Origin of the sequence: Streptomyces sp. NPDC046831 (assembly GCF_040645305.1) — a bacterium.
In the GTDB taxonomy this organism is placed as follows: Bacteria; Actinomycetota; Actinomycetes; order Streptomycetales; family Streptomycetaceae; genus Streptomyces.
This window is the reverse complement of sequence record NZ_JBEYXZ010000020.1, coordinates 80,632-91,615: the sequence shown is the minus strand read 5'-3', so window position 1 is coordinate 91,615 and position 10,984 is coordinate 80,632. Positions and strand designations below refer to the sequence as shown.

Annotated in this window: 12 protein-coding genes; 4 read left to right on the top strand and 8 right to left on the bottom strand. The window is 71.0% G+C overall.

What is annotated here, in order from left to right; translation table 11 throughout:
• Positions 1 to 37: 37 nt before the first annotated feature.
• Genes ABZ920_RS18775 through ABZ920_RS18765 form a run of 3 tightly spaced genes read right to left on the bottom strand, consistent with a single transcriptional unit; the run spans position 38 to position 1,735 of the window.
• Positions 38 to 808: an NADH-quinone oxidoreductase subunit C gene (locus ABZ920_RS18775; protein ID WP_361505717.1), complete on the bottom strand. Its 771-nt coding sequence runs from the start codon at positions 806 to 808 to the stop codon at positions 38 to 40.
• Positions 805 to 1,359 (bottom strand): NADH-quinone oxidoreductase subunit B, encoded by a 555-nt coding sequence (locus ABZ920_RS18770; protein WP_055635348.1) that lies wholly within the window; start codon positions 1,357 to 1,359, stop codon positions 805 to 807. The genes ABZ920_RS18775 and ABZ920_RS18770 overlap by 4 nt, the downstream gene beginning before the upstream one ends.
• Positions 1,360 to 1,375: 16 nt before the next feature.
• The gene (locus ABZ920_RS18765) at positions 1,376 to 1,735 is read right to left on the bottom strand and encodes an NADH-quinone oxidoreductase subunit A (RefSeq protein ID WP_007383963.1); all 360 of its coding nucleotides are present in this window, start codon (positions 1,733 to 1,735) and stop codon (positions 1,376 to 1,378) included.
• A gap of 1,111 nt (positions 1,736 to 2,846) precedes the next feature.
• Between ABZ920_RS18765 and ABZ920_RS18760 the strand changes: the two genes are divergently transcribed.
• Positions 2,847 to 3,695, top strand: a complete 849-nt coding sequence (locus tag ABZ920_RS18760; RefSeq protein WP_361505714.1) for a C40 family peptidase — start codon at positions 2,847 to 2,849, stop codon at positions 3,693 to 3,695.
• Positions 3,696 to 3,854: 159 nt separating this feature from the next.
• Here the strand turns inward: ABZ920_RS18760 and ABZ920_RS18755 are convergent, their stop codons facing one another.
• Positions 3,855 to 5,138 (bottom strand): geranylgeranyl reductase family protein, encoded by a 1,284-nt coding sequence (locus ABZ920_RS18755; RefSeq protein ID WP_361505711.1) that lies wholly within the window; start codon positions 5,136 to 5,138, stop codon positions 3,855 to 3,857.
• A 98-nt stretch (positions 5,139 to 5,236) separates the two neighbouring features.
• Between ABZ920_RS18755 and ABZ920_RS18750 the strand changes: the two genes are divergently transcribed.
• Both ABZ920_RS18750 and ABZ920_RS18745 read left to right on the top strand, forming a co-directional pair.
• Positions 5,237 to 5,743, top strand: a complete 507-nt coding sequence (locus ABZ920_RS18750) for a GNAT family N-acetyltransferase (protein WP_361505708.1) — start codon at positions 5,237 to 5,239, stop codon at positions 5,741 to 5,743.
• A 148-nt stretch (positions 5,744 to 5,891) separates the two neighbouring features.
• Positions 5,892 to 6,176, top strand: a complete 285-nt coding sequence (locus tag ABZ920_RS18745) for a PASTA domain-containing protein (protein ID WP_361505800.1) — start codon at positions 5,892 to 5,894, stop codon at positions 6,174 to 6,176.
• A 472-nt stretch (positions 6,177 to 6,648) separates the two neighbouring features.
• Here the strand turns inward: ABZ920_RS18745 and ABZ920_RS18740 are convergent, their stop codons facing one another.
• The 4 genes from ABZ920_RS18740 to ABZ920_RS18725 all read right to left on the bottom strand — a co-directional run bounded on the left by ABZ920_RS18740 (position 6,649) and on the right by ABZ920_RS18725 (position 10,226).
• On the bottom strand, positions 6,649 to 7,344 hold the full coding sequence (locus ABZ920_RS18740; RefSeq protein ID WP_361505705.1) for a demethylmenaquinone methyltransferase: 696 nt from the start codon (positions 7,342 to 7,344) through the stop codon (positions 6,649 to 6,651).
• A gap of 246 nt (positions 7,345 to 7,590) precedes the next feature.
• Positions 7,591 to 8,037, bottom strand: coding sequence for a hypothetical protein (locus tag ABZ920_RS18735; protein ID WP_361505702.1), 447 nt, complete (start codon positions 8,035 to 8,037; stop codon positions 7,591 to 7,593).
• A gap of 7 nt (positions 8,038 to 8,044) precedes the next feature.
• Positions 8,045 to 9,244 carry a cyclic dehypoxanthinyl futalosine synthase gene (gene mqnC, locus ABZ920_RS18730; RefSeq protein WP_361505699.1) on the bottom strand — a complete coding sequence of 400 codons (1,200 nt, stop codon included), beginning with the start codon at positions 9,242 to 9,244 and terminating at the stop codon, positions 8,045 to 8,047.
• A 133-nt stretch (positions 9,245 to 9,377) separates the two neighbouring features.
• Positions 9,378 to 10,226, bottom strand: coding sequence for a menaquinone biosynthesis protein (locus ABZ920_RS18725; RefSeq protein ID WP_361505696.1), 849 nt, complete (start codon positions 10,224 to 10,226; stop codon positions 9,378 to 9,380).
• 371 nt (positions 10,227 to 10,597) lie between these two features.
• On the opposite strand from ABZ920_RS18725, the gene ABZ920_RS18720 reads away from it, so the two are divergent.
• Positions 10,598 to 10,801, top strand: a complete 204-nt coding sequence (locus ABZ920_RS18720) for a cold-shock protein (RefSeq protein ID WP_003992177.1) — start codon at positions 10,598 to 10,600, stop codon at positions 10,799 to 10,801.
• Positions 10,802 to 10,984 lie beyond the last annotated feature (183 nt).

Sequence of the window (10,984 nt, the reverse complement as noted above, 5' to 3'; positions counted from 1 at the left end):
GTTGAGGGGTGGTGGCCGGGCGACGGGTTGGGAGTGCTCACGAGTACGACCTCCGCTGGTCCGGAGCCGGGATCTGGGCGCCCTTGTACTCGACGGGGATGCCGCCGAGGGGGTAGTCCTTGCGCTGCGGATGGCCCTGCCAGTCGTCCGGCATCATGATCCGCGTCAGGGCCGGGTGACCGTCGAAGACGATCCCGAAGAAGTCGTAGGTCTCGCGCTCGTGCCAGTCGTTGGTCGGGTAGACGGAGACCAGCGACGGGATGTGCGGCTCGCTGTCCGGGGCGCTGACTTCCAGGCGGATCAGCCGGTTGTGGGTGATCGAGCGCAGGTGGTACACGGCGTGCAGCTCGCGGCCCTTGTCCTGCGGGTAGTGCACGCCGCTGACGCCGGTGCACAGCTCGAAGCGCAGGGCCGGGTCGTCGCGCAGGGTGCGGGCGACGCGCACCAGGTGCTCGCGCTCGATGTGGAAGGTGAGCTCGCCGCGGTCGACGACCGTCTTCTCGATCGCGTTGCCGGGCAGGAGTCCCTGCTCCTCCAGCGCGCCCTCGAGTTCGTCGGCGACCTCGTCGAACCAGCCGCCGTAGGGGCGGCTCGCCGGTCCCGGGAGCCGGACCGAGCGGACCAGACCCCCGTAACCGGAGGTGTCCCCGCCGTTGTTGGCGCCGAACATGCCGCGCTGGACGCGGATCTCCTCGCCGCCCCGGCCCCGCCGGCCGGGGAGGTTCTCGGCGGAGAGGTCCTTCTCGGGGTTCACCCCGTTCGCGGGCCCGCCGGCGCCGTTCGTGCCGTTGCCGTGCGCGTCGCTCACCGCAGCAGCCCCTTCATCTCGATCGTGGGCAGGGCCTTGAGCGCCGCCTCCTCCGCCTCGCGGGCCGCTTCCTCCGCGTTCACGCCGAGCTTGGAGTTCTGGATCTTGTGATGGAGCTTGAGGATCGCGTCCATCAGCATCTCGGGGCGGGGCGGGCAGCCGGGCAGGTAGATGTCGACCGGGACGATGTGGTCGACGCCCTGGACGATCGCGTAGTTGTTGAACATGCCGCCCGAGGAGGCGCAGACGCCCATGGAGATCACCCATTTCGGGTTGGGCATCTGGTCGTAGACCTGCCGCAGGACGGGCGCCATCTTCTGGCTGACCCGGCCCGCGACGATCATCAGGTCCGCCTGGCGCGGCGAGCCGCGGAAGACCTCCATGCCGAAGCGCGCCAGGTCGTAGCGCCCGGCCCCGGTGGTCATCATCTCGATGGCGCAGCAGGCGAGGCCGAACGTGGCCGGGAAGACGGACGCCTTGCGCACCCAGCCCGCGGCCTGCTCGACGGTGGTCAGCAGGAAACCGCTCGGCAGCTTTTCTTCGAGTCCCATGTCGTTTACAAGCCCCTCAGTCCCATTCCAGGCCGCCGCGCCGCCATACGTACGCGTACGCGACGAAGACGGTGAGCACGAAGAGCAGCATCTCCACGAGCCCGAAGACACCCAGGGCGTCGAAGGTGACGGCCCAGGGGTAGAGGAAGACGATCTCGATGTCGAAGACGATGAAGAGCATCGCCGTCAGGTAGTACTTGATGGGGAAACGCCCGCCACCGGCCGGTGTGGGGGTCGGCTCGATGCCGCACTCGTAGGCCTCGAGCTTGGCGCGGTTGTACCGCTTCGGACCGATCAGCGTGGCCATGACCACGGAGAAGATCGCAAAGCCTGCCCCGAGGGCTCCCAGTACGAGGATGGGCGCATACGCGTTCACCGCTCCTCGCTCCTCTCAGTCGGCACTGACTGCTTGGGGTCTCCCCTGGTCGAGCGGAGCCGAGACCTTGGGGGAGGTCCGCCGGGCCCACGCCCTCCTCCCCCGTCCCGGAGCCCCGCTGATCCCGCGAAGATCGGGAACATGTGAAGCAGGTCACAAGCCCAACTGACACGCATCTTATGCCTGTGGGTCTGTGATCTGCGACACGGGGTATTCCACGATCTTTGTGATCTCCACCACCTGACGAACGATCATGAAGCCGGATGAGCAGTGATCTTCGCACGCGAAGCACCCGAGCGGTCACCAGCGGTCACATCCGCCCTCGTCATCGCTGGTCGGAGAGGGTGCGCACTATCAGATGCGGTGGGTCCGGCGCAAAGTGGCGGACAGCGTCAACCCCTTGGTATAGAGCCACTTTTCACACCTCAGAGGGACCTCCGGCCCGCGAAGTGGACACGTTCCCCCCTTCACAAGCCGGCGGCGCGCCCGGGCGCGCCGCCCCGGCCGTCCCCCCGGCCACCGCCGGCCGGCGTTCGCGAAGGGCGGACAAGGCGCGACCCGTGCGGAACGCGCGGCGGGTGCGGCGGGCGCGGCCCCCGTGAAGGGCGGGATGAGCACGAACGGCGGAACGAGCACGAAAGGGCCGGTGCCCCCTGTGCAACGACCCAGCGGCCACATCGGTCACAGCGTCCACAATCGGCCGCTTCGGTCACACCGTCTTCATCTGCACCACTGAGGCCAACGACACCAAAACCCCCAGATGGTCCGAAGAGCGCGCAAAACGCTGATTGCCTGTCAGGTCCACCCGAGCCTGACGCATCGTCGGACCCGTCGGCCGCCACTCCCGGACACCCGCAAGCAGACACCCCCGTCATGGCGGCCATTCCGTGACCTCCGCCACATTCACGAGAGCCCTCCGAGAACCGGGCTTGGCCAACGACCCCAACCAGTGGTAGGCGCGGGGCAATTCGGGCGTAACAGCGAAACACTATGATCACACGCATGATCACCGAGGTCCGCAATGTCCGTTAAGGTGTCAATAAAGAACACCGGCACCGGCTTTCACGCCGCCGATTGAGTAAATGTGGCGCACCACACGTTCCTTGAAGATATGAAGGAGCCCCTGGTACCGGTTGTTTCCATGTCCCACACCGCTCACATACGCAGCCACCGGAAGCCCCGCCGTAACGCGTCGAAGATCGCGATGCGGGCCGGGGTTGCCAGTGGTGTTCTCAGCACCATGGCAGTCGCCGGTGCGTCGGCCTCCTCGGCGAACGCCGCCGAGCCGGTGACGCAGACCATCGAACTGCCCGCCCTGACGGCTGACCTGGCCGCCCAGGTCGCCGAGTCGGCGGACGCCACCCAGCAGGCCGCCGCGAACTACGAGCTGCGGGCCGAGCGCGACGCCGCCGCCGCGAAGGCCGCCGCAGAGGCCAGGAAGGACCTCGCGGAGGCCAAGAAGAAGGCCGCGGCCAAGGAGAAGGCCGAGGAGGCCCGCCGGGCCGCCGCCGCGGCCGCCTCCCGCTCCACGGAGCGCGTCGCGCTCTCCACCGCCACGACGTCCGCCTCCCCGTCCGTCTCCACGTCCGTCTCCGCTCCGGCCGGCGGCAGCGTGGCCACGGTGGTCGCCTTCCTCAAAGCCCAGGTGGGCGACGCGTACGTCATGGGCGCCACCGGCCCCAACGCGTGGGACTGCTCCGGCCTCGTGCAGGCCGCGTTCAAGCAGGTCGGTGTCGACCTGCCGCGCGTCTCGCAGGACCAGTCGACGGTCGGCACCGAGGTGTCCCTGTCCAACCTCCAGGTCGGCGACATCCTCTACTGGGGTGCCAAGGGCTCCGCCTACCACGTCGGCGTCTACATCGGGAACGGCCAGTACCTGGACGCCGCCAACCCCTCCAAGGGCGTCGTCATCCAGGACCTGTCCGGCTACCCCGCCTCGGGCGCGGTGCGCGTGCTCTGACGGGCACCCCGCACGCCGTACGGGACGAAGGGCCGCAGCCGCTCGGGGGCAGCGGCCCTTCCGGCATGCCCGCCGGGCCGCGGACGGCCCGGCCACGCGTGAAGGGCGCCCGCCGCACCGGCGGGCGCCCTTCACACGTCCTCTGACGGGCTCGGCGGCTCACGCCTTCGGCGCCACCTTGCTCAGTCCGTTGATGATGCGGTCCATCGCGTCGCCGCCGGTCGGGTCGGTGAGGTTGGCGAGGAGCTTGAGGGTGAACTTCATCAGCAGCGGGTGGGTCAGGCCGCGCTGGGTGGCGATCTGCATGACCTTCGGGTTGCCGATGAGCTTCACGAAGGCGCGGCCCAGCGTGTAGTAGCCGCCGTAGGTGTCCTTCAGGACCCGCGGGTAGCGCTGCAGGGCGAGTTCGCGCTGGCCCGGCGTCGCGCGGGCGTGGGCCTGGACGATGACGTCGGCGGCGATCTGGCCGGACTCCATGGCGTAGGCGATGCCCTCGCCGTTGAAGGGGTTCACCAGCCCGCCCGCGTCGCCGACGAGCAGCAGGCCCTTGGTGTAGTGCGGCTGGCGGTTGAAGGCCATGGGTAGCGCGGCGCCGCGGACCGGGCCGGTCATGTTGTCCGGGGTGTAGCCCCAGTCCTCCGGCATGGACGCGCACCAGGCCTTGAGGACCTCCCGCCAGTCCAGCTCCTTGAAGGAGTCGGAGGTGTTGAGCACGCCTAGGCCGACGTTGGAGGTGCCGTCGCCCATGCCGAAGATCCAGCCGTAGCCGGGGAGCAGCCGGTCCTGCGGGCCGCGCCGGTCCCACAACTCCAGCCAGGACTCCAGGTAGTCGTCGTCGTGACGCGGGCTCGTGAAGTACGTCCGCACGGCGACGCCCATCGGACGGTCCTCCCGGCGGTGCAGGCCCATCGCCAGCGAGAGCCGGGTGGAGTTGCCGTCGGCGGCGACGACGAGCGGCGCGTGGAAGGTGACCTCCCGCTTCTCCTCGCCGAGCCGGGCGGTGACACCGGTGATGCGGCCGGTGCGGTCGTCGAAGACCGGGCCGGAGACGTTGCAGCGCTCGTACAGGCGCGCGCCGGCCTTCTGCGCCTGCCGGGCGAGCTGCTCGTCGAAGTCGTCGCGCCTGCGCACGAGTCCGTAGTCGGGGAAGGAGGCCAGATCCGGCCAGTCCAGCTCGAGGCGGACGCCGCCGCCGATGATGCGCAGCCCCTTGTTGCGCAGCCAGCCGGCCTCCTCGGAGACGTCGATGCCCATGGCCACGAGCTGCTTGACGGCACGCGGGGTGAGTCCGTCGCCGCAGACCTTCTCCCGCGGGAACTCGGTCTTCTCCAGCAGGAGTACGTCGAGTCCGGCCCGGGCCAGGTGGTACGCGGTGGTGGAGCCGGCTGGCCCCGCGCCCACGACGATCACATCGGCGGTGTTGTCGGAGAGGGGCTCGGTCACGGCGGGATCTCCCCAGGTTCGAAATCTGCGTGCCGGCGGGCACTGGACATGGGCAGTCTATGCAGCAGAATTGATCACCCCGCTGAAGGGCTGCCCCCGTGAACCGAGCTCTCCCCGTCGTACGGCTCCGCGTCCCCACGGACGAGGACGCCGTCGCCTGGCACCGGACCTTCGACGACCCGGAGGTCATGGAGTTCCACGGCGGCCGGGCGGCGGAGCTGTCCGTGTACGAGGAGCTCACCGCCCGCCAGCGCCGGCACGACGCCGAGCGCGGCTTCTGCCTGTGGACCGTGCTCGACGAGGCGGGCGAGGTCATCGGGTTCACCGGCGCCCAGCCGTGGCCGCACGCGTGGGGTCCGGAGGGCGAGACGGAGATCGGCTGGCGGCTCGGCCGGGCGCACTGGGGCCGGGGCTACGTCACCGCGGCCGCGCAGATGACGCTCGAACGCCTGCGGGCGGCGGGCGTGCCGCGCGTGGTGGCGATGGTCGACTCCCGCAACGCCCGGTCGATCGCGGTGACGCAGCGCCTGGGCATGCGTCTCGCCGAGACCTTCGTGACGCCCACCTCGCGGCGGGAGGGGCACTGCTACCGGCTCGACCTGTGACGGTGGGTAGCCGACTGTCACAGAAAGGCACAGAACGCTTCCGGCCGGTGCGCGGGCGGAGTTACCCTGCCGGTACCGCTGGGGGGTGACGTCTGTGTACATAGCACCCAGGACACCGGGAGTACGCGTGCCGCGTCTGGTCGGCCTGATGGCCGTGGACGCACGCGAGACGGCCGCGGCACGCGGCGTCCTGCTGGCCGCGCCCGACCGGCCCGACTTCCCGCACACCGTCGTGGACCACGTCGTACGGCAGTACCCGCTGCCGGGCGCGGAGGTGCCGCGCGGCGCCGTGGTCACCGTCTGGTTCGACCACGGCGAGGGCGAGGGCGGCGGCGGAGCGGGGGTCCGCGAGCCGCGCGTGCCGCGTCCGCCCGGCGGCGGGATGCGGCGCGAGGCCGGCGAGCCGGACGATCCGCTGGCCGTCGTCCACTGAGACGCCCCGGACGCGACTGCCGCGGCCGGGGCGGGCCCGGAGGGCGTCCGCGCAGCGGCCGCCTCGCGGCTCCCGTCCGAAGGGCGGCCGAGCACCGGCTCGCCGGGAAGGCGACCGCGCGCCGACTCGGCCGGAGGACAGCGGCGCGGCGGCCCGGCCGGACAACGACCCTGCGGCCGAGCACCGGCTCGCTGGGAAGGCGACCGCGCGGCGACTCGGTCGCATGACAGCGGTTCGGCTCCCGGCCGGAGGACGGCCGCGCGGCTGCGCCCGGCTCGCCCCGTTCGGCGACCGCGCGGCGAATCGGCCGGAGGGACAACGGTGCGGCTCCCGACCGAGGGCGGGTGCGCACCGGACCGCCGGGAAGGCGACCGCGCGCCGGCTCGGCCGGAGGACAGCGGCGCGGCGGCCCGGCCGGACAACGACCCTGCGGCCGAGCACCGGCTCGGTCGGCAGGCGGCTCCGCGGCGGCTCAGCTCTCCTTGAAGCCCCGGTGCAGGGCCACGATCCCGCCGGACAGGTTCCGCCAGGCCACCTTCGACCAGCCCGCCCCGCGCAGCCGCTCGGCCAGCGCCGGCTGGTCGGGCCAGGCGCGGATGGACTCCGCGAGGTAGACGTACGCGTCGGGGTTGGACGACACCGCCCGCGCCACCGGCGGCAGCGCGCGCATCAGGTACTCGGTGTAGACGGTGCGGAACGGCGTCCACGTCGGGTGCGAGAACTCGCAGATGACCACCCGGCCGCCCGGCTTGGTCACCCGGTGCATCTCCCGCAGGGCGGTGTCCGTCGCCTGCACGTTGCGCAGCCCGAAGGAGATGGTGACGGCGTCGAAGGTGTCGTCCTTGAACGGCAGCCTCGTCGCGTCGCCCGCCGTGAAGGGCAGCCAGGCGTTGCGGCGCTTGCCGACCTGGAGCATGCCGAGCGAGAAGTCGCACGGGACGACGTACGCGCCGGCGCGGGTGAAGGGCAGCGAGGAGGTGGCCGTCCCGGCGGCGAGGTCGAGGACCTTCTGCGCGGGCCGGGCGTCGACCGCCCTGGCGACCTCCTTGCGCCAGCGCCGGTCCTGTCCGAGGGACAGCACGTCGTTGGTCAGGTCGTACCGTTCCGCCACGCCGTCGAACATCGAGGCGACTTCGTGCGGCTGCTTCTCCAGGGATGCGCGGGTCACGGGCCCATTGTGTCAGGGGCGGACCCGACGGCGCGGACCGGGCACACCGCAATCCGCCCGCTCCCGCGACGGGCTCGTCGTGCGCCCCCGGACCCGCACGAGGACTTCGCGTGGCCACGCCCCGACGCGCCGGCGATCGGACGGGGCACCGAACAGCCGCACTCGCGACGCCACTTGAGCGATGTCTGTCTTGATGTCCGCGGCGCCCGGCGGAGAGGCGCCGGGCGGGTCCCGGCCCGGCAGACCTCAGCGGCGCCGGTGCACCAGTCGCCCCGCGCAGACCGTGGCGACGCAGGCGCCGGTGCCGTCCAGGACGGCGAGGTCGGCGCGCCCGCCCTCGACGACGGCCGCCGGACGCGGACCCGGCAGGACGATGACGTCGTTGCGCTCGGCCGCACCGCGCAGTTCCGGCGCGCTCACATGCTCCGCCAGCACGGCCGTGGCACCGAGCTTCAGCACCGCGTGCACCCGCTCGCGCGGACTGGGTGCGTCCGGCAGCGGCCCTTCGTGGACGCGGCCCGGGCCGAGGACGCCCGGCCAGCGCCGTACCCGGGCGCCCGGGAACCGCCGCTCCAGCTCCGCGAGACCGCCCACGGCGGCCACCCGGGAACCCTCGACGGCGACGGCGCCGCCCGGCAGCGGAGCCGCGTCCCAGGCGCGCCGGAACGCCTGAGCCGCGTGAATCGTCAGCACGGGCCGGTCAGTTGGAGGCCAGGAGCTTCAGCTCCGGGTGCGCCGTCCCGCCGGTGATCGCCGTGGAGGAGATGTGCGACATCACGCGGTCGTCGACCGGGTCGTTCGCCGGGTCGTCGTGCACGACGAGGTGCTCGTACGTCGTGGAGCGCTGCGCCGGGACCCGCCCCGCCGTGCGGATCAGCTCGATGATCTCCATGCGGTTGGAGCGGTGGCGGGCGCCGGCGGAGGAGACGACGTTCTCCTCGAGCATGATCGAGCCGAGGTCGTCGGCGCCGTAGTGCAGGGTGAGCTGCCCGACGTCCTTGCCAGTGGTCAGCCACGAGCCCTGGATGTGCGCGACGTTGTCGAGGAACAGCCGCGCGATGGCGATCATCCGCAGGTACTCGAAGAGGGTGGCCTGCGTGCGGCCCTTCAGGTGGTTGTTCTCCGGCTGGTAGGTGTACGGGATGAAGGCACGGAAGCCGCCCGTGCGGTCCTGGACGTCCCGGATCATCCGCAGGTGCTCGATGCGCTCGGCGTTGGTCTCGCCGGTGCCCATCAGCATGGTGGAGGTGGACTCCACGCCCAGCCGGTGCGCGGTCTCCATGATCTCCAGCCAGCGCTCGCCGGACTCCTTCAGCGGGGCGATGGCCTTGCGCGGGCGCTCGGGCAGCAGCTCGGCGCCGGCACCGGCGAAGGAGTCGAGGCCGGCCTCGTGGATGCGGGTGATCGCCTCCTCCACGCTCACACCGGAGATCCGCGCCATGTGCTCGACCTCGGACGCCCCCAGGCTGTGGATGACGAGCTGCGGGAACGCCTCCTTGATCGCCCGGAAGTGCTTCTCGTAGTACTCGACGCCGTAGTCCGGGTGGTGACCGCCCTGGAACATGATCTGCGTCCCGCCGAGCTCGACGGTCTCGGCGCAGCGGCGCAGGATGTCGTCCAGGTCGCGCGTCCAGCCCTTGTCCGTGTCCTTCGGGGCCGCGTAGAAGGCGCAGAACCTGCACGCCGTGACGCACACGTTCGTGTAGTTGATGTTGCGCTCGATGATGTACGTGGCGATGTGCTCGGTGCCCGCGTACCGGCGGCGGCGCACCGCGTCGGCGGCGGCACCCAGGGCGTGCAGCGGGGCGTCCCGGTAGAGGTCGAGCGCCTCCTCCGGGCTGATCCGCCCGCCCGCGGCGGCACGGTCGAGGACGGACTGGAGGTCGGCCTTCTCGGTCACCGGCGTCCCTTTCGTCAAGGGGTGTGGACGGACCGAACCAGCCTACGCCAGCGGCTGTGAGGGGCAGACGCCAGGCTGTGCGCGCCGGTTGGCGGCGTGCCCCGGGCCGCCCCTCCCGTGGTCCCGGGTCCCGTCAGGGCTGGAGCAGGTCCACCTTCACGTCCGCCGGGAAGCCGGTCGTCGGTCCGACGCGGCGGGCGAACTCGGCGACCGCGCGCAGCTGCGGCTCGCCGAACCGGAAGTCGAGGGTGGTGAAGTACCGTTCCAGCACCTGCTCGTCGAAGGCCTCCCAGCGGGCCGCCTGCTCGGCGACCTTGGACACCTCCTCCAGGGAGAGGTTGCGGGAGGCCAGGAACGCCTCGTGCACGGTGCGGGTGATGGCCGGCTCGCGCTCGAAGTAGTCACGGCGCGCCGCCCAGACCGCGAAGACGAACGGCAGACCCGTCCATTCCTTCCACAGGGCGCCCAGGTCGTGGACCTGGAGGCCGTAGCGCGGCCCGTCCAGCAGGTTGGCGCGCAGGGCGGCGTCCCCGATGAGCACCGCGGCCTCCGCCTCCTGCATCATCAGGCTCAGGTCGGGCGGGCAGGTGTAGTAGTCGGGCGCCACGCCGTACCGCTCGGCCAGCAGCAGCTGGGCCAGGCGCACGGATGTGCGGGAGGTCGAGCCGAGGGCGACGCGGGCGCCGTCCAGCCGGTCGAGCGGGACCTGCGAGACGATCACGCAGGACATGACCGGTCCGTCGCAGCCGACGGCGATGTCGGGGAAGGCGACCAGATCGTCCGCGTGCTTGAGGAACTCGACCAGGGTGATCGGCCCGATGTCGAGATCTCCCTGCACCAGCTTCTCGCTGAGCTTCTCCGGGGTGTCCTTCGTGAGCTCGAAGTCGAGGAGCGTGCCGGTCCTCGCGAGCCCCCAGTACAGGGGCAGGCAGTTCAGGAACTGGATGTGGCCGACGCGCGGCCGGATGCGAGCATTGTCCACGTCGTGAGGCTAGACCCTGCCCGGCGGGGTCCCGTCTCCGCCCCCTCGTGCCCCCTGCCCGGCGGGGTCCCGTCTCCGCCCCCTCGGGCGCCCTGCCCCGCGAGCCGGCTCCGCCTCCGACACGGACCGTCAACCTATGGCCAGAAGGTTCAAACATCCGGGTGACGTGATCTTGACCTCTATTGCTTTTGGCCGCGCGCATGCTAGGCTCGCCGCAAGTTGCAGTTTTGGTTTCCCTTGCAGTACAGAGCCTGCGGAGCATGTAACCGCGGGCTCTGGTCGTTTTCAGACGTATGCAGTTGTGCGGCGATATCGTTTTCACACTTGCAGGGCTCTGGAGCAGGGCGACCCTTTGAGCCCAAGGAGGGCTTATGGCTACCGGAACCGTGAAGTGGTTCAACGCCGAAAAGGGCTTTGGTTTCATCGCCCAGGAAGGCGGCGGCCCCGACGTCTTCGTTCACTACTCCGCGATCAACGCCAGCGGTTTCCGCTCTCTCGAAGAGAACCAGCAGGTGTCCTTCGACGTCACCCAGGGTCCCAAGGGCCCGCAGGCGGAGAACGTCACCCCGGTCTGAGCGTTCGCGCGCAGTAACCGAATCTGATTGCAGTACCCAAGGAGCCCCGCGCCTTTCGGCAGCGGGGCTCCTGCCTTTTCCCGGCACCGCCCGGCGCGTTTCCACCCCGGGTCACCCGTTCGTGCCGCCTCACCCGTTCGCGTCGCCTTCCGGTGAATTCTCGGCCAATTTCTCCCCGCGCGG

What these genes read in the sequence shown, in the direction of transcription:
- ABZ920_RS18770 (WP_055635348.1), bottom strand. Translation starts at nt 1,359, where the DNA reads ATGGGACTCGAAGAAAAGCTGCCGAGCGGTTTCCTGCTGACCACCGTC.
- ABZ920_RS18760 (WP_361505714.1), top strand. Translation starts at nt 2,847, where the DNA reads ATGAAGGAGCCCCTGGTACCGGTTGTTTCCATGTCCCACACCGCTCAC.
- ABZ920_RS18745 (WP_361505800.1), top strand. Translation starts at nt 5,892, where the DNA reads ATGGCCGTGGACGCACGCGAGACGGCCGCGGCACGCGGCGTCCTGCTG.
- ABZ920_RS18720 (WP_003992177.1), top strand. Translation starts at nt 10,598, where the DNA reads ATGGCTACCGGAACCGTGAAGTGGTTCAACGCCGAAAAGGGCTTTGGT.